At 73.1% G+C, this 22,068-nt stretch carries 15 protein-coding genes; 7 read left to right on the top strand and 8 right to left on the bottom strand.

Annotated features, from left to right (window positions below; genetic code table 11):
• Positions 1–190 precede the first annotated feature (190 nt).
• A complete protein-coding gene (gene pulA / locus ACN261_RS30510; RefSeq protein WP_425853477.1) occupies positions 191–5,686 on the top strand; it encodes a pullulanase-type alpha-1,6-glucosidase in 5,496 nt (1,831 codons plus the stop codon).
• Between the two features lie 101 nt (positions 5,687–5,787).
• Here the strand turns inward: pulA and ACN261_RS30505 are convergent, their stop codons facing one another.
• Positions 5,788–7,461: a right-handed parallel beta-helix repeat-containing protein gene (locus tag ACN261_RS30505; protein ID WP_425853476.1), complete on the bottom strand. Its 1,674-nt coding sequence runs from the start codon at positions 7,459–7,461 to the stop codon at positions 5,788–5,790.
• A gap of 316 nt (positions 7,462–7,777) precedes the next feature.
• Positions 7,778–9,259, bottom strand: coding sequence for an aminopeptidase P family protein (locus ACN261_RS30500; protein WP_421483296.1), 1,482 nt, complete (start codon positions 9,257–9,259; stop codon positions 7,778–7,780).
• Positions 9,260–9,482: 223 nt separating this feature from the next.
• Between ACN261_RS30500 and asnB the strand changes: the two genes are divergently transcribed.
• Positions 9,483–11,444, top strand: a complete 1,962-nt coding sequence (gene asnB / locus ACN261_RS30495; protein WP_421483295.1) for an asparagine synthase (glutamine-hydrolyzing) — start codon at positions 9,483–9,485, stop codon at positions 11,442–11,444.
• Between the two features lie 107 nt (positions 11,445–11,551).
• Here asnB and ACN261_RS30490 read toward each other — a convergent pair whose 3' ends face one another.
• Positions 11,552–12,715, bottom strand: coding sequence for a lytic polysaccharide monooxygenase (locus tag ACN261_RS30490; protein ID WP_425853475.1), 1,164 nt, complete (start codon positions 12,713–12,715; stop codon positions 11,552–11,554).
• Positions 12,716–13,054: 339 nt separating this feature from the next.
• Here ACN261_RS30490 and ACN261_RS30485 point away from each other — a divergent pair, with 339 nt between their 5' ends.
• Positions 13,055–13,987, top strand: coding sequence for a carbohydrate kinase family protein (locus tag ACN261_RS30485; protein WP_421483293.1), 933 nt, complete (start codon positions 13,055–13,057; stop codon positions 13,985–13,987).
• A gap of 79 nt (positions 13,988–14,066) precedes the next feature.
• Here ACN261_RS30485 and ACN261_RS30480 read toward each other — a convergent pair whose 3' ends face one another.
• Both ACN261_RS30480 and ACN261_RS30475 read right to left on the bottom strand, forming a co-directional pair.
• Positions 14,067–14,897, bottom strand: a complete 831-nt coding sequence (locus ACN261_RS30480; protein WP_425853474.1) for an MBL fold metallo-hydrolase — start codon at positions 14,895–14,897, stop codon at positions 14,067–14,069.
• Positions 14,894–15,298 (bottom strand): thioesterase family protein, encoded by a 405-nt coding sequence (locus tag ACN261_RS30475; protein ID WP_421483291.1) that lies wholly within the window; start codon positions 15,296–15,298, stop codon positions 14,894–14,896. Before ACN261_RS30475 ends, ACN261_RS30480 begins: the two co-directional genes overlap by 4 nt.
• Positions 15,299–15,421: 123 nt before the next feature.
• On the opposite strand from ACN261_RS30475, the gene ACN261_RS30470 reads away from it, so the two are divergent.
• A complete protein-coding gene (locus tag ACN261_RS30470; RefSeq protein ID WP_421483290.1) occupies positions 15,422–16,453 on the top strand; it encodes a phosphatase PAP2 family protein in 1,032 nt (343 codons plus the stop codon).
• On the opposite strand, the gene ACN261_RS30465 is transcribed toward ACN261_RS30470, so the two are convergent.
• The 3 genes from ACN261_RS30465 to ACN261_RS30455 are packed head-to-tail and all read right to left on the bottom strand — an operon-like array spanning position 16,454 to position 18,653.
• A complete protein-coding gene (locus tag ACN261_RS30465; RefSeq protein WP_425853668.1) occupies positions 16,454–17,854 on the bottom strand; it encodes a PH domain-containing protein in 1,401 nt (466 codons plus the stop codon).
• Positions 17,855–17,907: 53 nt separating this feature from the next.
• Positions 17,908–18,426, bottom strand: a complete 519-nt coding sequence (locus ACN261_RS30460; protein WP_307826231.1) for a PH domain-containing protein — start codon at positions 18,424–18,426, stop codon at positions 17,908–17,910.
• Positions 18,423–18,653: a hypothetical protein gene (locus tag ACN261_RS30455; protein ID WP_421483289.1), complete on the bottom strand. Its 231-nt coding sequence runs from the start codon at positions 18,651–18,653 to the stop codon at positions 18,423–18,425. Before ACN261_RS30455 ends, ACN261_RS30460 begins: the two co-directional genes overlap by 4 nt.
• Before the next feature lie 279 nt (positions 18,654–18,932).
• Between ACN261_RS30455 and ACN261_RS30450 the strand changes: the two genes are divergently transcribed.
• Genes ACN261_RS30450 through ACN261_RS30440 form a run of 3 tightly spaced genes read left to right on the top strand, consistent with a single transcriptional unit; the run spans position 18,933 to position 21,978 of the window.
• Positions 18,933–20,042: an AAA family ATPase gene (locus tag ACN261_RS30450; protein WP_204926144.1), complete on the top strand. Its 1,110-nt coding sequence runs from the start codon at positions 18,933–18,935 to the stop codon at positions 20,040–20,042.
• Positions 20,021–21,031: a DUF58 domain-containing protein gene (locus ACN261_RS30445; protein ID WP_421486867.1), complete on the top strand. Its 1,011-nt coding sequence runs from the start codon at positions 20,021–20,023 to the stop codon at positions 21,029–21,031. Before ACN261_RS30450 ends, ACN261_RS30445 begins: the two co-directional genes overlap by 22 nt.
• Positions 21,028–21,978 carry a VWA domain-containing protein gene (locus ACN261_RS30440; protein WP_421483288.1) on the top strand — a complete coding sequence of 317 codons (951 nt, stop codon included), beginning with the start codon at positions 21,028–21,030 and terminating at the stop codon, positions 21,976–21,978. Before ACN261_RS30445 ends, ACN261_RS30440 begins: the two co-directional genes overlap by 4 nt.
• Positions 21,979–22,068 lie beyond the last annotated feature (90 nt).

Here is a 22,068-nt window from a genome sequence, read left to right as displayed (position 1 = left end):
ACAACCGCCGTCCGGGCCATGGGCCGTTCAACCGTGGCGCTGCCACCGTCCGGCCATGGGTGCTGCCGGCACCGTTCATTCCGCGTTCTGCAAGGTTACTGCCGTATTGCCGCAGTGTTTGCAAGGTATTGCAGATTTTTTCGGCAAGGGCTAGCGTGCGGGCGAATCAGCGACCATAGGAAGGCCGTCGATGACACCCCCGCTGCCGCGCAAGGCGCTGCTCGCTCTGGTCTCCACCCTCACCCTCGCTCTCGTCGGCGTCCCGGTCGCCGTCCGGCAACTCGGTGCCGACGCCACCGACCGGCCGTCCACCATCGACGCCCTCGCCGCGGCCGGTGCCGCCCAGTGGGGTGCCGAACCCTCCACCGACGCGCTGCTCGCCGCCGGCGCCGGTAAGGGACGTAACGAACAGTTCTACTTTGTCCTGCCGGACCGCTTCGCCAACGGCGACCGCCGCAACGACACCGGCGGCCTCACCGGGGACCGGCTGCGTACCGGCCTCGACCCGACCGACAAGGGCTTCTACCACGGCGGCGACCTCAAGGGCGTCATCGACAAGCTCGACTACATCCAAGGGCTCGGCACCACCGCCATCTGGCTCGCGCCGGTGTTCAAGAACCGGCCCGTGCAGGGCAGCGGCGCGGACGTCTCCGCCGGCTACCACGGCTACTGGATCACCGACTTCACCCAGGTCGACCCGCACTTCGGCACCAACGAGGAGATGAAGCGGCTGGTGAAGCTGGCCCACCAGCGGGGCATCCGGGTCTACCTCGACGTCATCGTCAACCACACCGCCGACGTCATCAGGTACGCCGAGGACAGGTACGCCTACGTCGACAAGAAGACGTCGCCGTACACCGACGCGCAGGGACGCGAGTTCGAGGACCGCAACTACGCCGACGGCACCCGGGCCTTCCCGACGGTGAACCGGGACTCCGGGGCGTACACGCCGACCTTCGCCACTCCCGCCGACGCGAAGGTCAAGGTCCCGGCGTGGCTGAACGACCCGACGATGTACCACAACCGGGGTGACTCCACCTTCACCGGCGAGAACAGCGAGTACGGCGACTTCTACGGTCTCGACGACCTGTGGACCGAGCGGCCCGAGGTGGTCAGGGGCCTGACCAAGGCGTACGGCGACTGGATCGCCAGCACCGACGTCGACGGGTTCCGGCTGGACACGGTCAAGCACGTCAACCTCGACTTCTGGCCGCAGTTCAGCCAGGGCATCAAGCGCGCCGCCGACAAGGCCGGGAAGAAGGACTTCTTCATGTTCGGCGAGGTCTACAGCGCCGACCAGGAGGTCACCTCCACCTACGTGCGGCGCGGCGGGCTGCCGGCCACCCTCGACTTCTCCTTCCAGGAGGCGGCGCGCGGCTACGTCACCGCCGACGGCTCGGCGAAGGCGCTGGCCGACGTCTACGCCAAGGACCCGCTGTACGCCGCCCGGGACACCGACGCCGGCCGGCTGACCACCTTCCTCGGCAACCACGACATGGGCCGGATCGGCTCGTTCATCGCCGCCGGCGGGGGCGACGACGCCCGCCAGCTCGGCCGGGACCGGCTCGCCCACCAGCTGATGTTCCTCACCCGGGGGCAGCCGGTGGTCTACTCCGGCGACGAGCAGGGCTTCACCGGGCCGGGCGGGGACAAGGACGCCCGGCAGGACATGTTCGCCACCCGCACGGCGGACTACCTCGACGACGACCTGATCGGCACCACCCGCACCCACGCCAGCGACCAGTACGACACCACCCACCCGCTCTACCGGACCATCGCCGAGCTGGGCCGGCTGCGGGCCGCGCACCCCGCCCTGCGCGACGGCGTGCAGGTCACCCGGTACGCCGCCGACGGGCCGGGCGTCTTCGCCTTCTCCCGGATCTCCCCGGCCGACCGCACCGAGTACCTCGCCGCGGTGAACAACGCCGGTACCCCGCAGACTGTCACCGTGCAGACCTGGTCCCCCGGCACCACCTTCACCGGCATCTACGGCGGCACGGCCACCCCGACCGCCGGCACCGACGGAAAGCTGAGCCTGACCGTGCCCGCCGGGTCGGCCGTGGTGCTCCGGGCCGGCCGGCCCGTGCCGCAGGCCGCCGCGAAGCCGGCCGTCACCCTCACCGAGCCGGGCACCGACCCGGTCGCCACCCGGGCCGCCGTCACCGCGCAGGTGACAGGTGACCCGCTGGCCACCGTCACCGTCGCCGCCCGGGTCGCGGGTGGAAAGTGGACGCTGCTGGGCAGCGCGCACACCGCGCCGTACACCGTGCACCACGACCTGACCGGGCTCGCCGGCGGCACCCGGATCGAATACAAGGCGGTGGTGCGCGACGGGAAGGGGCGGACGACCGCCACCCGGTCGACCGGCGTGGTCGGCACCCCGGCGCAGGGCGCGTCCCGGGACTGGCTGGTGGTGCACTACCAGCGCCCCGCCGGGGACTACGCCGACTGGGGCCTCTACGCCTGGGGTGACATCGATCCGGCGTACGTCACGCAGTGGCCCGCCGGGCAGCCGTTCGTCGGGGAGGATTCGTACGGCCGGTTCGCCTGGGTGAAGCTCAAGCCCGGCGCGACGTCCGTCGGGTTCCTCGTGGTCGACAAGGCGGGCACCAAGGACGTCGCCAACGACCGCACCGTCGACGTGACCACCACCGGTGAGGTCTGGGTCAAGCAGGGCGACCCGGCGCTCTATCCCACCCGGCAGGCCGCCACCGGCCAACCCGACCCACCCGTCGACCCGAACACCGCGATCATCCACTGGCGCAAGGCCGACAACGACTACGCCGGCTGGGGCCTGCACCTGTGGGACGGGGCGGCCACCCCGACCGACTGGGCCAGCCCCCTGCCGCCCGAGAAGGTGGACTCGTTCGGCGCGCTGTTCCGGGTGCCGCTGGCGGCCGGCGCGACCGGGTTGAACTACATCATCCACCGGGGCGACACCAAGGATCAGCCCGACGACCAGCGACTCGACCTGACCGGGGTGGGCCACGAGATCTGGCTGCTGGGCGGGGTGCCCGGCCGGCTGCTGCCCGCCACCGGCGCCGGGGCGACGAAGGACCTCGACATCACGAAACAACAGGCACAGTGGATCGACAGGTCCACGGTCACCTGGGCCGTCGGCCCGACCGACGGCAGGGCGTACGCCCTGGTGGCCGCCCCGGCCGGTGGGCTGGGGGTGGTCGACGGCGAGCTGTCCGGGACGTACACCTCGTTGCCGTTGCGGGCGCAGCGCAACGGGCTCACCGAGGCCCAGCGGGCGGCCTTCCCGCACCTGTGGGCCCACCAGGCGTTCCACCTCGACCGGGCCGACCTGGCGAAGGTGCCGGCGGCGCTGCGCGGGCAGCTCGTGGTGACCGAGCGGGACGCCCGGGGCGCGCTGCTGCGCGCGACCGGGGTGCAGGTCCCCGGGGTGCTCGACGACGTCTACCGCGCCGCCACCGACGCCACGCTGGGTGTCAGCTTCGCCGGTAAGGTGCCCACCCTCGCGGTCTGGGCGCCCACCGCCCGCACCGTCACCCTCGAACTGTCCGACACGCCGTCGGCGTCGCCGCGCACGGTGGCGATGCGCCGCGACGACCGCACCGGCGTCTGGTCGGTACGCGGCAGCCGCGACTGGGCCGGCCGCTACTACCGCTACCGGGTGGAAGCCTGGCAACCGGCCGCCCAGAAGATCGTCACCGCGTCGGTCACCGACCCCTACTCGGTGGCGCTCGCGGCGGACTCCACGCACAGCCAGATCGTCGACCTGACCGATCCGGCGCTCGCCCCGCCCGGCTGGTCCGGGCTGCGTAAGCCGGCCGCGCCGCCCGCGTCACAGGCGCAGGTCTCCGAGCTGTCGGTACGCGACTTCTCCATCGCCGACGACACCGTGCCGGCCGACCGGCGGGGCACCTACCTGGCCTTCACCGACCCGGGCACGGCCGGCATGAAACACCTGAAGGCGCTCGGCGACGCCGGGGTCAACTACCTGCACCTGCTGCCCGTGTTCGACTTCGCCACCATCCCGGAGAAGCGGGCCGACCAGCGGCAGCCCGACTGCGACCTGGCGGCGCTGCCGCCGGACTCCGACCGGCAGCAGGCGTGCGTCGCGGCGGTCGCCGACACCGACGGCTACAACTGGGGGTACGACCCGCTGCACTACACCGTCCCCGAGGGCGGCTACGCCGTCGACCCGGACGGGGCACGGCGGACCGCCGAGTTCCGGCGCATGGTCGCCGGGATCAACGGCGCCGGCCTGCGGGTGGTGCTGGACGTGGTCTACAACCACACCTCCGCCGCCGGCACCGACGAGAAGTCGGTGCTGGACCAGCTGGTGCCCGGCTACTACCACCGGCTGCTCGACGACGGCACCGTCGCCAACTCGACCTGCTGCGCCAACACCGCCCCCGAGCACGCCATGATGGGCAAGCTGGTGGTCGACTCGCTGGTGGTCTGGGCGAAGCAGTACAAGGTGGACGGCTTCCGGTTCGACCTGATGGGCCACCACCCGAAGGCGAACATCCTGGCCGTGCGGGCCGCGCTGGACCGGTTGACCCTGGCCCGCGACGGCGTCGACGGGAAGAAGATCCTGCTCTACGGCGAGGGCTGGAATTTCGGCGAGGTCGCCGACGACGCCCGGTTCGTGCAGGCCACCCAGGCCAACATGGCCGGCACCGGGATCGGCACCTTCAACGACCGGCTCCGCGACGCGGTCCGCGGCGGCGGCCCGTTCGACGGCAACCCGCGCGTGCAGGGCTTCGCCTCCGGCCTGTACACCGACCCCAACGGCGACCCGGTCAACGGCACCGCCGCCGAGCAGCAGGCCCGACTGCTGCGCCAGCAGGACCTGATCAAGGTGGGGTTGACCGGCAACCTGCGCGACTACCGGTTCACCGACTCCGCCGGCCGGCAGGTCACCGGGGCGCAGGTCGACTACAACGGCTCGCCGGCCGGCTACACCGCCGCCCCCGGCGAGGCGGTCACCTACGTCGACGCGCACGACAACGAGATCCTGTACGACGCGCTGGCGTACAAGCTGCCGACCGGGACCTCGGCGACGGACCGGGCCCGGATGCAGGTGCTGGCCCTGGCCACCACCGCCCTCGGGCAGGGCACCGGGTTCGTGGCGGCCGGGTCGGAGCGGCTGCGCTCGAAGTCGCTGGACCGCAACTCCTACAACTCCGGTGACTGGTTCAACCAGATCCGCTGGGACTGCGCCCGGGGCAACGGCTTCGGTGCCGGGCTCCCCCCGGCGGCCGACAACCAGGACAAGTGGCCGTACGCCAAGCCGCTGCTGGCCGACCCGGCCCTGGTGCCCGGCTGCGCCGCGATCGACCTGGCCGACGCCCGGTACGCGGAGCTGCTGCGGATCCGACGGTCCTCGCCGGTGTTCGGGCTGACCACCGCCGCGCAGGTGCAGCAGCGGGTCGCGTTCCCGCTGTCCGGGGCGAAGGAGACCCCGGGGGTGCTCACCATGACCCTCGACGCGCGGGGGCTCGGCGGCCGGTGGAAGACGGTGACCGTGGTCTTCAACGCCACCCCGGCGACGGCGAAGCAGACGGTGACCGGGCTGCGGGGCACCGACACCGCCCTGCACCCGGTGCTGGCCGGCTCGGCCGACCCGGCGCTACGGACCGCGTCGTTCGACCGGGCGGCGGGCACCTTCACCGTGCCGGCGCGCAGCGTGGCGGTCTTCGTGCAACGCTGACGCGGACGACGACCGGCCCCCCTGCGCGTGCTGCGCAGGGGGGCCGGTGCGTGTCCTGCCCGGTGTGCCGCCGTCACCGGCCGCACGTCACCCGAGGGTGCTCAGCCGAAGCAGTTCGGAATGGTGTCGCCCGGGATGGCCAGGCAGTTGGTCGGACGGTTCGCGACGATCGCGGACTTGTCGTCCACGTTCACCACGCCCTCGAAGGTGAACACACCGCCGGGGGCGAGGGTGGCGAAGTTGTTGGCGACCTTCGTCCGGCTGAGGTTGACCTCGCCGAAGATGTTGAAGATGCCGCCGCCGACGCCGATCGGACCGAGGGCCCGGTTGGCGACGACCTCGGACTCGCGCACCGTGGTGACGCTGTCCGCGTTGAACAGCCCGCCGCCGAAGAAGCCGGCGGTGTTCTCCTTCAGGTGGCTCTTCTCGATGGTGACCGCGCTGTCGAACGCGACGGCCACGCCACCGCCGACACCGGCGGTGCTGTTCTTGGCCACCGTCGAGTGGTCGACGTTGACCTGGGCGTCCGCCGCCGCGAGACCGCCACCGGCGAGCACCGCGGTGTTCGACAGCAGTTCGGTGTAGCGCACGGTGGTGTTGCCGCCGATGTCGAGCACGCCACCGCCGAAGCCGAGCGTCTCGTTGTCGGTGACCTTGGACTTCTCGATCAGGACGGTGCCGCCGTCGACGTCCTCGGTGAAGATCTCCGCGGCGCCGTTGGCGATACCGCCGCCACCGACGATGGCGGTGTTGTCGGTGATCGTGGACTCGTCGACCGTGAGCAGGCCGGCGTTGAAGATGCCCCCGCCGAAGAAGAAGGCGGTGTTGTGGGCGACCTCGGTGTGCCGCAGCGACGTGGTGCCGAAGTTGGCCAGCCCGCCGCCGTTGCCGCCTGACTGGTTGAGCACGACCGAGGTGTCGAACAGGTTGGCGGTGCCACCCGGCTGCACCAGGATCCCGGCGCCGTCGTTGACGCCCGGCTCCTCGACCAGCGTGGTGGCCTTCCCCGGCTTGGCCTTCGGCGCGGCCTTCACCGCGGCCTTGCGGGCGGCCTTCGGCGCGGCCTTCAGGCCGGCCTTCGGGTTCGCCTTGCGGGCGGCGAGCGCCTGGGCCAGCGGGGTGCCGGCCTTGACCTGGGCGGCGATCGCCTGGGAGTCCGAGTAGGCCCCCCACACCGCTGCCGGGGAGACCGGCTGCAACGCCTCGATGGTCTGCCCACCCTTGATGGTCAGGCCCTTGAGGCTCAGGTGACCGCCCGGACCCACGTTGAGGATCCGGAAGTAGTCGGCGGTGGCGTCCCGGGTGATCGTGGTGTGCTCACCCCGCAGGGTGATGTCCTGGGTGATCACCGGCAGGCCGTTGCCGTCCTGGTTGCGGGTCAGGTTGTAGGTGCAGCCCTTGGCCAGGTCCAGCACACCGCCGTCGCGGCTGTTGGCGAAGACGATCGCCTGGATGAGCCGGTCGGTGTCGCAGGGCACCTCCTTCCCCCGTTCGTGGTCCTTACCGTCGCGGTCGTCCTTGCCGCCACGGTCCGGACCCTCCTCGCCACGGCCCTCGTCGCCGCGACCCTGGTCGCCGTCCTTGGTGACCTGCTGAGTGGTGTTCCACGTCAGTCCGCTCACCCCGACCGCCCCGGCGCTGCCGGCGACGCCCACCGCGGCGAGACTGACCACACCTGTCAACCCGGCGACGCCACTGGCGAGCCAGAGCTTGCGACGGCTCCTGCTCCCCGTCGCCCGCGCGGAGGCTTCGTTGTTCGTTAGGTAGTTGGACATCGGAGCTCTCTGCCCTCTCCTCGTACCAGACAGGGTCGCCGCGCCTGAGCGGACGTCCCCTGCTACAAATCGGTTGTAGCTCCCGAAACCCACGGTATGAGAAGGTTCCTCGCTATGAGGTCAAACCCGAGGAAAGCCCGCCTTATTTACACGTTCCGGCGGTCGGTGACCCTGGGGACGAGCAGGCCCTCCGTGGTGTGATCCGCGCGGGAGCGCCGGTACGGTGGGCAGGAACGACGACGGCCCCGCCGCCGGAGGCGTCCGCCGAGGGGCGGGACGCGTCCGACGGCGGGGCCGTCGCGGTGGGTGCGGGGGGTCAGCCGGGCAGGCGGGGACCCGCCTCACGCTGCTCGGCCAGCCAGGTCTCCACCTCGTCCGAGCGGCGGGGCAGACCCGCCGACAGGTTCACCGAGCCGGTCGCGGTGACCAGGATGTCGTCCTCGATCCGGACGCCGATGCCGCGCAGCTCCTCGGGGACCAGCTCGTCCTCCGGCTGGAAGTACAGGCCCGGCTCGACGGTGAGCACGTAGCCCTCACCCAGCGCACCGTCGCGGTACTTCTCCTTGCGGGCGTTCGAGCAGTCGTGCACGTCGATGCCGAGCATGTGACTGGTGCCGTGCAGGGTCCACCGCCGGTAGACCGTGGAGGCCGGGTCCATCGCCTCGTCGACGCTCACCGGGAGCAGGCCGAGATCCTTCAACGCCTCGGCGAGCACCCGCATCGAGGTCAGGTGCACGTCCCGGAAGCCGACCCCCGGGCGGATCGCGTCGATACCGGCCTGCTGTGCGGCGTACACCGCGTCGTAGACCTGGCGTTGCAGCGGGGTGAACCGGCCGTCGACCGGCAGCACCCGGGTCACGTCGGCGGTGTAGAGGTTGCGGTTCTCCACGCCCATGTCCATCAGCAGCAGCTCACCCGGGCGGGTCGCGCCGTGGTTGTGCACCCAGTGCAGGATCGTCGCGTGCTCGCCCGCGCCGACGATCGAGCCGTAGCCGACGTCGTTGCCGTCGTGCCGGGCCCGCAGCGCGAAGATCCCCTCCAGCAGCCGCTCGGAGACACCCCGGTCGGCCGGCAGCGCGCGGGCCACGTCCTCGAAGCCGCGTACGGTGGCGTCGACCGCCTCCTGGAGCTGGGCGACCTCCCACTCGTCCTTGACCAGCTTCAGCTCGGCGATCGCGATCGCCAGCTCCCGGTCCCGGCCCGGCTGCCCCTCCTCGCGGGGGCCGTCCCACGGACGCACCGCGTCGTCGACCCGCTGGTCGAAGCCGCGCAGCACCCGGGTCCGCCCCGGCGCCATCCGGGCCAGCGCCCCGTCCAGCGCGGACAGGTCCTCGGTGGCCAGGCCCAGCTCGGTGGACTTCTCGGCCAGGGTGTGCCGGCGGCCCACCCACAGCTCGCCGTGCCGGCTGCGGAAGAACTCGTCGGTCTCCCGCGAGGACCGGGGGCGCATGAACAGCGTCGCGTCGTGCCCCGAGCCGTTGGGGCGCAGCACCAGGACGCTGTCCGGTTCGTGGTCGCCGGTCAGGTAGGCGAAGTCGCTGCCCGGCCGGAACGGGTGGTCGGTGTCGTTGGCGCGTACCTTCTCGGTGCCGGTGGGGATGACCAGCGTCTCGCCCGGGAAGGCCGCGGACAGGGCTTCCCGCCGCTTGGCGTGGTGCGGGACCTCCGGCCGGGGACCGACCGGCAGGCTGGTGTCCCGCCAGCCCTGCCGCATGAAGGACAGGAACGCCTCCGGAAAGTCCGGATCGTGCGATTCGGTGCCGTCCGCCGGCTTGCCGTCCGTCCGTTCCTCGGCCATGTCGGCTCCCTTCGCCTCGTCGCTCGTCCAGACGGTACTCCGGCTCCGCCCGGACGGGGTGCCTGCGGTCCCGCACCCGACGCCCCGCCCGCACCCGACGCCGTCCGGGTGGCCCGACACCGTCCGGGACGCCGGCCGGGGCCGGGCGGATCGTGCCGTGGGGAGGGGGACAGAGCCTGCGGTGCCGCGCGGGCGGATTGCGCCGCGTGGAAAGATGTCGGCCATGTGCGGACTCCTGGCCTTCTTCAGCGCGAACGGCAACGCCGCCGCCCACCGCGACAACATCGCGGGGGCGTTGGAATGCCTGCACCACCGCGGACCGGACGAGACAGGGGTCGAGGTGGTCGGCGACGCCACCGGCCACTACGCGGACGGGGTGTTCGCCCACAAGCGGCTGGCCATCATCGACGTGGCGTCCAGCCACGAGCCGCTGCCCTATGCCAACGGTCGCTACCTGCTGACCTTCAACGGCGAGATCTACAACTACATCGAGCTGCGTGAGGAGCTGGCCCGCAGCTTCGGCGCCCAGTTCGCCACCGCCGGGGACGGCGAGGTGATCGTCGCCGGCTACCACTACTGGGGCGAGCAGGTGCTCACCCGGCTGCGCGGCATGTTCGCGTTCGTCATCTGGGACCGGCAGGAGCGCCGGGCGTTCGGCGCGCGGGACTACTTCGGCATCAAGCCGCTGCACTACCTGGAGACCGCCGACGGGCTCTACCTCGCCTCCGAGAAGAAGGCGCTGCTGCCCTTCGCGCACTCCTACTACCAGGGTGACGCCGGCATCGACGCCGCCAACCTCAGCCACTACCTCACCCTCCAGTACGTCCCCGAGCCCGGCACCCTGCACCAGGGGATCAGCCGGATCGGCTCAGGGGAGTACCTCACCTGGTCGCCGGGGGGCCGGCTGGACGTGCGGCGCTGGTACCGGCCGGTGTTCCGGCCCGCCCCGGTCGCCGACGAGCAGCGGCTCTACCACGAGATCCGGGAGACGCTGCGGGAGAGCGTCCGGATGCACATGCGCTCCGACGTGCCGGTCGGCTCGTTCCTGTCCAGCGGCATCGACTCGACCGCCGTGGTGGCCCTGGCCCGCGAGTTCAACCCCAACATCCTCACCTTCACCGTCGGCTACGACGTGCCCGGTTACTCCGAGATCGACGTGGCCCAGGACTCGGCCCGGCACCTCGACGTGACCACCATCGCCACCAAGATCGGCCCGCAGGACATGATCGAGGCGCTGCCGAAGATCGTCTGGCACCTGGACGACCCGGTGGCCGACCCGGCGCTGGTCCCGCTCTACTTCGTGGCCAAGAAGGCCGCCGAGCACGTCACGGTGGTGCTCTCCGGTGAGGGGGCCGACGAGTTCTTCGGCGGCTACACCATCTACCGCGAGCCGCTCTCCCTGGGCACCGTCAACGGCCTGCCCGGCGGGGTGCAGAAGGGCCTGCGGGCGGTCTCCAAGGCGATCCCGCAGGGGGTCAAGGGCAAGAGCTTCCTGGAGCGCGGCACCACCCCGATCGAGCAGCGCTACTACGGCAACGCCCGGATGTTCACCGAGGAGGAGAAGCGGCACCTGCTGCGCCGCTACGACCCGTCGGTGCGCTACACCGACGTCACCGCCCCGATCTACGCCGAGTGCACCGAACTCGACGACGTCACCAAGATGCAGTACGTCGACCTGTACACCTGGCTACGCGGCGACATCCTGGTCAAGGCGGACCGGATCTCGATGTCGCACTCGCTGGAGGTCCGGGTGCCGTTCCTGGACCGGATGGTCTTCGACGTGGCGTCCACCATCCCGGTCGACCTGAAGCTGCCGCCCCGCTCCGACGCCACCAAGTACGCCATGCGCCAGGCGTTGCAGGGCGTCGTGCCGCCGGCCATCGTCAACCGCAGGAAGCTGGGCTTTCCCACCCCGACCCGGGTCTGGCTGCGGGGCGAGATGTACGAGTGGGCCCGGCACGTGCTGGCCACCTCCGCCGCCGGCGACCTGATCGACCTGCCGTACGCGATGCGGCTGCTGGAGGAGCACAAGCGCGAGGAGGCGGACAACTCCCGCAAGGTGTGGACGGTGCTGATCTTCTGCATCTGGCACGCCATCTTCGTGGCCAAGACCCTCGACCCGGGCATCCAGCGCAACCAGTCGGCGCTGCTCACCAAGCCGGTGGTCGGCAGCATGGTCCGCTGACCCCGCCCCCGGTCCCGTCGGCACCGCCGCGACGGACACCGGGCCCGGACGGACCGGAGGCCCCCACCCGACGGGTGGGGGCCTCCGGCGTCGCTTTCAGCGTCGGATCACCGGCCGGAGCAGGTGACCGTCGGCAGCCCGTTGGTGCCGGAGCTGCTCGCCGTGAAGCCGAACGTGGTCGTCTTCTCCGGCGCGAGCGAGCCGTTGTACGCGGCGTTGGTGACGGTCACCGTCGACCCGCTGGTGCTCAGCGAGCCGTTCCAGACCTGCGAGATCACCTGCCCGTTGGGCCAGGTCCAGCTCGCCGCCCAGCCCCCGTAGGTGCGGGTGCTGTGGTTCATGATGGTGACCTCACCCTGGAAACCGCCGTTCCAGGCGCTGACCACCTTGTAGACCGCCATGCAGTCGCTGTTGCCCGGCGGCGGGGTCGTGGTCGGCGGCGGGGTGGTGGGCGGCGGGGTGGTCGGCGGGGGCGTGGTCGGCGGGGGAGTGGTGGGCGGCGGGGTGGTGGGCGGCGGGGTGGTGGGCGGCGGGGTGGTGGGCGGCGGCGTGGTCGGGTTGTTGCCGCTGCCGACCCCGGTCACCTGGCCGTTGCCACCGTCGAAGGTGACGTCCGAGCAGCCGAAGAAGTTCTCCTGGCTGTCCGAGCGCACCCAGCGGGAGTAGATGATGTGCCGGCCGGACTTGCCCGACGGCAGGTTCCCGCTGAAGTAGTAGTGCCCCTCGTTGGTGCCCGACGCGCCCCGCTGGGGCGGGTTGGTCACCGTGAGGAAGGGCTCCTCCAGGTCACTCCAGGCCAGCGGCCGGGTCGGGCTCCAGCTGTCCTTCGTCACGTAGAAGTAGAAGGTGCCCGGGTGGTGGGCCCAGTTGCTGTACTTGAAGTCCAGCCGGGCGCCGGAGGTCAGGTGGGTCAGCGGCCAGTCGGTGCGGGCCAGGTCGTACCCGGCGAAACCGGTGTTGCCACCGCTGCACAGCTTGCCGTCGGGGATGTAGCCGACGGTGCGGCCACCGGCGTCCGAGCGGAGCACGCTGAACCAGTTGTAGAGGGAGTTGGTGCCGCTCTGGGCGACGGCGGCGGAGCAGGCCGGGTTGTTCGGCCTGATCTCACCGGTCGGGCTCAGGCCGTCCTGCCAACACAGGTAGGTCCGGCTGCCCGGCACGATCGGCGTGCCGTGGGCGGCAGCCGGTTCGGCCTGCACCGTCAGGGCCACGGCCCCGAAGGCGAGGGTGGCGGCCGCGGTGAACAACGCGGCCGTACGGGAACGGAGCACGAGCTTCTCCTGATCCGCGGGGTGGCGCGAGCGCCGCCCCGCACAAGGGTGGGGGATGCGTCGGTCGCGGCTCTGGCCGGCGGCCCGACAGGGGCCGACGGACGCGTGCCGTCGGCGGTCCGTGCCCACGGACCGGTGCCTCTCGCGTCAGACCCCAGCTGATCGCCGAGCGGGTGCGGCAGCCCTCCGCGCCGGCCCGGCACCCCAATACCATCACGCCCGGATGAACCACGCAATAGTCGTTGCTCGATGGGTGGGATCTGGTTGCCCGGTCGGCCCCGATCGGCATGGACCGTTGTGCCAGCCTGGTAGCCGGGAGACGACGCGCTGGGAGGCGACGTGGGGTACGCGGTGGTGCTCGGTGAGGCGCTGATCGACCTGTTGGACGCCGAGTCCGAGGGGCAGCCGGTGTTCCGGCAGGCGATCGGGGGCGGCCCGCTCAACGTCGCCGTCGGGGTGGCCCGGCTCGGCGGCACCGCCGAGTTCGTCGGCTCCCTCGGCGACGACGTGCTCGCCGGCCGCATCCGCGCCTTCCTGGCCGACGCCGGGGTCGGGCTGACCGGCGCGGTCACCGTGCCCGCACCCACCACGCTGGCGGTCACCACCCACACCGGGGCGGAACCGGACTTCCGGTTCTACGGCGAACCGCCGTCGTACGGCCTGCTCACCGCCGACGACCTGGACGTGGCGCTGGTCGAGGGCGCGGACGTGCTCTACTGCGGCTCGATCGTGCTGCTCAGCGCCCCGACGCTCGCCGCCGCCCGGCGGGCCTGGTCGCTCGCGCCCGGCCTGCGGGTCTTCGACCCCAACGTCCGGCCCCGCCTGCTGTCCGGCCCGGCGGAACTGGCCGGCCTGCGCCAGGTGGTGGTGGAGTTCGCCGCCGGGGCGCACCTGGTGAAGCTCAGCAGCGCCGACGCCGCCCTGCTCTGGCCCGACGAGCCGGTCGAGGGGGTCGCCGCCTACCTGCGGGAGGTGGGCGCGGGCACGGTGGTGGTGACCCTCGGCGCGGACGGCGCGCTGGTCGCCGCCGGCCCCGACCCGGTCCGGGTGCCCGCCCCGACGGTGCACGCGGTGGACGCCACCGGCGCGGGCGACTCGGTGATGGCCGCGCTCGTCGCCGAACTGCTGGCCGACGGGGAACCGACCGGGCCGGCCGACTGGCACCGGCGGGTGGCGTTCGCGCTGCGGGTCGCCGGCCTGGTCTGCGAGTCACCAGGCGGCGCGGTCGCCATGCCCACCCGGGACGCGGTCCACCGCCGCTTCGCCGGCTGAGCGTGGCCCACCCGGCACCGGGTCGACGGTCGGGCACGGCGCGCTGCAGTCCGTCCGGCCCCCCGCGACGGCCGGCGGCTCAGGGCGTGCCGTCGAGTTCCCGGTAACCCCGGCGGGCGGCGACGAGACCGGGACGCGCGCCGAACGGGGATCCGGCGGCCACCCGCTCCGGCGGGGCCCCGCCCGTGTGCGCGGCCCGGATCAGCCAGGCCAGCTCGACCAGCCGGGCGTGCTGGGCCCGGACGAACTCCACGTCCACAGGCGTGCCGTGGCCCGGCACCACCACCGTGTCGGGCGTGGTCATCCGCAGCAGGTCGGCCACCGCGTCCGGCCACTGCAACGGGTACGACTCCTCGAAGGCCGGCGGCCCGGACTGCTCCACCAGATCCCCGGCGACCAGCACGTCGGCGTCCGGCACGTGCACCACCAGATCCGCGTCGGTGTGCCCGTGCCCCGGGTGCCGCAGCACCACCCGCCGGCCACCGACGTCCAGCACCGTCTCGGTGTGCACGGTGTGCGTCGGGGCCAGCAGGGTGGTTTCGGCCAGTTCGGCGGCCAGCTCCGGCTGCGCCGACCGCATCTCCTCGTACGCCGCCCGGCGCAGCTGCTCCGGTCGGTCGCGCAGGGCGGCGGCGGCCACCTCGTGGGCGTACACCGGGCGGGGTGGGTCGGCGGCGAGGGTCGCGTTGCCGAAGCAGTGGTCGAAGTGGTGGTGGGTGTTGACCAACGTCCACGGGTACGGGGTGACCGCCCGCGCGGCGTCCGCCAGCGCGGCGGCCTGCCCGGCGGTGGACAGGGTGTCCACCAGCAGCGCCGCGCCGTCACCGACCACCAGCGTGACGTTGACGTCGAGCAGCGGCTCGCGCAGCACGTGGACCCCGTCGGCGACCGCCGTGAACCGGAACGTCACGACGCCCGCACCGCCCGTGCCACGAAGCGCTGCCGGTCGACGAGCGCCCGTTCCACCCGGCCCGAGGCCACGGTGGTGTCACCGTCGGTCACCGTCACCGCGAACAGCAACCGCCGGCCGTCGGCCTCGACCAGCCGGGCGTGCGCCACCACCGTCCGCCCGACGGGGGTGGCGGCCAGGTGCGCCAGCTCCACCCGGACCCCGACCGTGGTGCTCCCGGCGGGCATCCCGGCGGCCGTCGCGGCCACCGTGGCCGCCTCGGCGAGGGCCAGCACCCGGGGGGTGGCCAGCACCGGCACGTCACCGGAGCCGACGGCCGCCGCGGTGTCGGCCCCGGTGACGGTCAGCTCGACCCGGGCGGTCAACCCCGGCGGGAACGCGGCGTCCGGTTGTTCCTGCATCCGCTCAGCCTAGTGGGGGACCACCGGGGGCGGCCGGACGACGGGCCGGCCGGGACACCCACCCGTCGACGCACCGGTGGTCGGCGGTGGTCGATGCGTCGCCCACCGTTAACCTTGACCGCGATGGCCGTTGTGACTGAGCCCCCGCCCCCCGTCCCGACCGACACCCCCGACCCGTCCGTCGGTGGGCGACGGCGGGTGACAGCGATGTCCGTCTGGGCCGTCGCCTTCGTCGTGACCTGGCTGGCCATCGGCCTGCCGACCGACCCGGCGTACGCCTTCCTGTGGATCTGGGCGGGCACCGTCGCCTGGAACTGGGGCCGGCCGTGGCGCAGTCACCTGCGTTTCGCCCGGGACTGGATCCCGGTGGTGCTGCTGCTCGCCGTCTACAACCTGTCCCGGGGCTTCGCCGACAACGGCCGCACCCCGCACGCCTACGAGCTGATCGTCGCCGACCGGGTGATGTTCGGCTGGGCCACCGGGGGCGAGGTGCCGACGGTCTGGCTCCAGCAGCACCTCTACCAGCCCGACGTGCGCTGGTGGGACGTGCTGGTGAGCTGGGTCTACTTCTCCCACTTCGTGGTGACGCTGGCCGCCGCCGCCGTGCTCTGGCTGCGCAGCCGCGAGCGCTGGGCGGCGTACATGCGGCGCTGGGGTTTCCTGTGCGCGGCGGGCCTGGTCACCTACTTCGCCTACCCGGCCGCGCCGCCGTGGTGGGCGGCGCAGAACGGCCTGCTGAGCGAGGTCGCCCGGATCTCCACCCGGGGGTGGAAGGAGTTCGGCATGCACGGCGCGGGCAACCTGCTCAACGCCGGGCAGATCGCCTCCAACCCGGTCGCCGCGATGCCGTCGCTGCACACCGCGTGGGCGCTGTTCGTGGTGCTGTTCTTCCTGCGTTCGACCCGTCGCCGCTGGTGGCCGCTGCTGCTGGCCTATCCGCTGGCGATGACCTTCACGCTGGTCTACAGCGGCGAGCACTACGTCATCGACGTCCTGGTCGGCTGGGCGTACGTGGGGATGACGTTCCTGGTCGTCGGGCTGGCCGAGCGGGCCTGGCGGGCCCGCCGCGCCCGGCGCGGTGCCCCCGACGACGATCCGCCGGCCGACGCCCCCACCCCGGTCGCCGTCACCCCGGCGGGCGGCGCCGGACGCTGATCAGCGGGCCCGGCGGGCGGCGTGCGCCCGCGCGGTCAGCTCAGCGGCGAGCGCCCACGCCTGCGCCAGGTCACGGTCGTGCGCGGCGGCCCCCGACCCGCCGGCCGTGTCGACGTGCACGGTGGCCAGCCGCAACCGGCGCTGCGCCGGCCCCTGCACCACCCGTACGCTCTGCATCCGGGCGTACGGGACCAGGGTCAACTGCCGGGTCAGCAGGCCGGAGCGGACGGCGAAGACCCGTTCGTGCAGCCCCGCGCCGAGCACCCGGGCGCTGAGCGGGCGCAACCAGCGGGCCCGGCCCGGCGGGGGCGTCAGCGGCAGCGCGGTCAGCGCCACCCCGGGCAGCACCTCGTCGACGATCGCCGCCCCGACGGTCAGGTCACCGACGGGCAGCAGCCGGTCGGGCCGGTTGCGGTCGTCGGCCTCGCCGCCGGAGTAGCCGGCGACCTCCAGCCGTAGCCGCAGCCACCCCTTCATCCGCCAGAGCAGCGGCCAGGTCACCCCGACGGTCTGCACCCGCTCCAGCGGCACCGTCTGCACCCGGGTCTCCAGCAGGCCGTTGTGGATGCGTAGCCGGTCGGCCTCGCGGGCCAGCCGGAAGTTCCAGTCGTCGAGGACCCGGCGGACCGGTTGCAGCAGCACACCGGCCATCGCGGTCAGGGTGCTGGCCACCGCGATGAACGACCAGGAGCCCTCGGAGAGGAACTGCGCCACCACGAAGGCCACCCCGACCGGCAGCAGGAACGCCTGCGGGGTGAGTAGCTGGCTGACCAGCAGGTCGGCGTTCGTCACCGCGTGCAGCGGCCGGGCGGCCGGCTCCCGGTCGACCGGCGCGGCGGCGTCCCCGCCCGGCGGCACGACGTCTGTCGACTGCGGGTCGGGGCCGGTGGTCGCCCCGTCGGGCAGGCCGGCGGCCACGGCGAGCAGCCGTTGCCGTAGCCGGGCCGCGTCGGCGACCGACAGGTACGCCAGCGGCGCCTCGGTCTTGCCGCCGCCGACCACCTCCAGGCGCAGCTCGGCCAGGCCGGTGAGCTGCGCCAGCAGGGGGCGGACCACCTCCACCGCCTGCAACCGCTCCAGCGGGATCGCCCGGGTCCGCCGCCACAGCAGCCCCTCGTACACCCGCAGTTCCCGCCCGACGACGTGGTAGCCGGTGTTGTACCAGCTCACCACCGCCAGCACCGTCGCGCCCAGGGCGAGCACCGCCACCAGCACCGCGAACCAGCCGAAGCCGACCCGGGACAGCGTCGACCAGGAGAGCCCGGCGATGACCACGACCAGCGACTTCGCCCCCTGCAACACCGGGCTCAGCGGGTGCAGCCGCTGCCGGGGCTCGGCACCGGCCGGCCCGCCCGTCCCCACCGGCGGGGCAGCCGGGTCCGCCGGGAGGTCGGGAGCCACCGGGGCGTCCGGGGGCGTCGGGTGGGGTGCGCCGGTGCCGGGGGAACCGTCGGTCACAGCCCCTCCGCCCGGTCCTCACCGAGGGCGGTGAGGCGGTCGCGGAGCCGGGCCGCCTCCGCCGGTCGCAGGCCGGGCACCCGGGCGTCGGTGGCCGCCGCGGCGGTGTGCAGCTGCACGGTGGCGAGGTCGAAGGCGCGTTCCAGCGGGCCCGCGCTGACGTCGACGAACTGCATCCGCGAGTACGGCACGATGGACAACCGGCGGACCAGCAGCCCGTGCCGGACCAGCAGGTCGTCGGCGCGTTCGGCGTACCCCCAGGCGCGGACGGCGCGGACGATCGTCACCACCCGCCAGGCACCGCCGAGCAGCACCACGGCGCAGCCGGCACCGAACAGCCAGTGCCCGGTGAACGCCCAGCCCAGCGCCAGCCCGACCAGCAGCACCGCCAGGCCCATCGCCAGGCGGAGCAGTTCGACCCAGATCAGGTCGGTCGAGATGGGCTGCCAGTGGACCGTGTCCGGCCAGGGTTCCAGGGCGCTCACCGGGGACTGGGGTGGCTCGGCAGCGTTCACGCTTCGAGGGTATGCGATCCGGGGAGCGCGGTGACCTCACGGAGGAAGCCGCGGGCGTCGAGGAAGTCGCCGAGGCTGCCCCGGTGGGCCGGGCAGGCGAGCCAGGTCTTGCGCCGCTCGGGGTCGTGCAACCGGGGATTGTTCCAGCGCAGTGCCCAGGTGGCGGGCGCGCGGCAGCCCCGGGACGAACAGACGGGAGGCTCGCCTGCGGGGGTGGGATCGGTCACCAGGGGAGTGTAGGCGCGCACCGGAGCCGGAGAACGTGCGCCGGGGCCGGAGAAGCCGGGCTGGTGAAGAGGTGAGCGCCGGGCGGCCACGGGGGGAGCCGCCCGGCGACGGGGTGAATCGTACACGTGGCAGGCCCCTTCGTGTCCAGCCTCGTTCAGCGATTCGGTGATCCGGACGGCGTGCCCGAAATCGGGTTCTCCCCACCTCGGCTCTCAGCCGGGCATGCGAGTCTTGTTACCGCACCACGCCACGACGACCGAACATGCTGTGGAGGACCGGTGGCCCAGCCGACCACGCCCGACGCCCCGACCCCGAACGGGACGGCCCCCGAGACACCCGCGGCGGTGACCACCCCCGCCCAGGACGCCACCCTGCTGGAACGGGCCCTGTTCGAGATCAAACGGGTGATCGTCGGTCAGGACCGGATGGTGGAGCGGATGTTCGTGGCGCTCCTGGCCCGGGGGCACTGCCTGCTGGAGGGGGTGCCCGGGGTGGCCAAGACCCTGGCCGTGGAGACGATGGCCCGGGTGGTGGGCGGGCAGTTCGCCCGGGTGCAGTTCACCCCGGACCTGGTGCCGGCCGACATCATGGGCACCCGGATCTACCGGCAGTCGAGTGAGAAGTTCGACGTCGAGCTGGGCCCGGTCTTCGTGAACTTCCTGCTCGCCGACGAGATCAACCGGGCCCCGGCCAAGGTGCAGTCGGCGCTGCTGGAGGTGATGAGCGAGCGGCAGGTGTCGATCGGCGGTCAGAGCCACCGGGTGCCCGACCCGTTCCTGGTGATGGCGACCCAGAACCCGATCGAGCAGGAGGGCGTCTATCCGCTGCCGGAGGCGCAGCGGGACCGGTTCCTGATGAAGATCGTCGTCGGGTATCCGACCGACGCCGAGGAGCGGGAGATCGTCTACCGGATGGGGGTCGCCGCGCCCGAGCCGGCGCAGGTGTTCGACACCGACGACCTGCTCGCCCTGCAACGCAAGGCCGACCAGGTCTTCGTGCACAACGCCCTGGTCGACTACGCGGTACGGCTGGTGCTGGCCACCCGCAGCCCCGCCGAGCACGGGATGCCCGACGTGGCCCGGCTGATCCAGTACGGGGCCAGCCCGCGTGCCTCGCTCGGCCTGATCCGGGCCACCCGGGCGCTGGCCCTGCTGCGCGGCCGGGACTACGCGCTGCCCCAGGACGTCCAGGACATCGCGCCGGACATCCTGCGGCACCGGTTGGTGCTCAGCTATGACGCGCTCGCCGACGACGTGCCCGCCGACCACGTGGTGCACCGGGTGATGTCGACCATCCCGCCGCCCTCGGTCGCGCCCCGGCAGCAGGCGTCCGGGCCACCGCCGGTCAGTGGCCCGCCGGCCGCCGGCTGGCCCGGGCAGCACCCGTGACCGCACCGGTACGCCCGGCCGACGCCGGTGGGGAGCGGACCGAGGCGGTGCTGTCCCGCCTGCAACTGCTGGTGACCCGCAAACTCGACGGGCTGCTTCAGGGCGACTACGCGGGTCTGCTGCCCGGTCCGGGCAGCGAGGCGGGGGAGTCCCGCGAGTACCGTCCCGGCGACGACGTACGCCGGATGGACTGGCCGGTGACCGCCCGCACCACCACCCCGCACGTGCGGCGTACGGTGGCCGACCGGGAGTTGGAGACCTGGCTGGCGGTGGACCTGTCGGCGAGCCTGGACTTCGGCACCGGCCGGTGGCTCAAGCGGGACGTGGTGGTCGCCGCGACGGCCGCGTTGACCCACCTGACGGTGCGCGGCGGCAACCGGATCGGCGCGGTGATCGGCACCGGGGCCCCGCCGCCGCCCCCGCCCGCCCGCCGGTGGCGCTCCGCCCCGCCACCGGAGCCCTCCGGGCCCGGGGTGCTGACCCGGGTGCCGGCCCGCTCCGGGCGGCGGGAGGCGCAGGCGTTGCTGCGCGCGGTGGCGCACACCCCGCTGCGCCCCGGGCGCGGCGACCTCGGCGCGCTGGTGGACCTGCTCAACCGGCCGCCGCGCCGCCGGGGCCTGGCGGTGGTGATCTCGGACTTCCTCGCGCCGCCCGCGCAGTGGGGCCGGCCGCTGCGTAAGCTGCGGGTCCGGCACGACGTGCTGGCCATCGAGGTGGTCGACCCGCGCGAGCTGGAGTTGCCCGACGTGGGGGTGCTGCCGGTGGTGGACCCGGAGACCGGGGAACTGCACGAGGTGCAGACCGCCGATCCGCGGCTGCGTCGCCGCTACGCCGAGGCGGCCGCCGCCCAGCGCGGCGCGATCGCCACCGAGCTGCGGGCCGCCGGCGCCGGACACCTGATGCTGCGTACCGACCGAGATTGGCTGTTGGACATGGTGCGATTCGTGGCCGCCCAGCGGCACGCCCGCACCCGGGGGACGACGCGATGATCCGTTTCATGCAACCGTGGTGGCTGCTGGCCCTGGTGCCGGTGCTGGCCCTGGCCGCCGCCTACGTCTGGCGGCAGCGCCACCGCCGGGCGTACGCGATGCGGTTCACCAACGTGGACCTGCTGCGTACCCTCGCGCCGAAGGGGTTGGGGTGGCGACGGCACGCGGCGGCGACCGCGCTGCTGTTGGCGATGGTGGCGCTGGCCACCGGGATGGCCCGCCCGGCGATCGACACGCAGGAGCCGCTGGAGCGGGCCACGGTGATGCTCGCCATCGACGTGTCGTTGTCGATGCAGGCCGACGACGTGTCGCCGAACCGGTTGGAGGCGGCGCAGGAGGCGGCGAAGCAGTTCGTCGGTGAGCTGCCGGCCAGCTACAACCTGGGGCTGGTCTCCTTCGCCAAGGCGGCGAACGTGCTGGTCGCGCCCACCAAGGACCGGGCCGCGGTGACGGCGGCGATCGACGGGCTGACCCTGGCCGAGGCGACCGCCACCGGCGAGGCGGTCTTCACCTGCCTGGAGGCGATCCGGTCGGTGCCGGCCGACGGCGCGGCCGGTATCCCGCCGGCCCGGATCGTGCTGCTCTCCGACGGGTTCCGCACCTCGGGCCGGTCGGTGGAGGAGGCCGCGGCGGCGGCGCAGGCGGCGAACGTGCCGGTCTCGACCATCGCGTTCGGCACGGACTCGGGGCAGGTCGACATCGGTGGTCAGTTGCAGCGGGTGCCGGTGGACCGGCTGGCGCTGGCCCAGCTCGCCGAGACCACCGAGGGCTTCTTCTACGAGGCGGCCTCGGTGGCCGAGCTGAAGCAGGTCTACCAGGACATGGGTTCGTCGATCGGGTTCCGCACCGAGCCCCGCGAGATCACCCAGTGGTACGCGGGGGCGGCGCTGCTGCTGGCGCTCTGCGCGGGCGGGCTGAGCCTGCTCTGGACGTCCCGGATGCTCTGAGGTCGGCCCGGACGTCCCGGGTGCGGTGGCCCGTACCCCGGACGTCCCGGGCGTCGTGATCCGGGGCCGGGGCGGCCCGGCGGTGGACGC

The organism is Micromonospora sp. WMMD723, from assembly GCF_049863385.1.
In the GTDB taxonomy this organism is placed as follows: domain Bacteria; phylum Actinomycetota; class Actinomycetes; order Mycobacteriales; family Micromonosporaceae; genus Micromonospora; species Micromonospora wenchangensis.
Note: the sequence above shows the minus strand (reverse complement) of the source record. Positions and strands in the feature narration are given on the sequence as shown.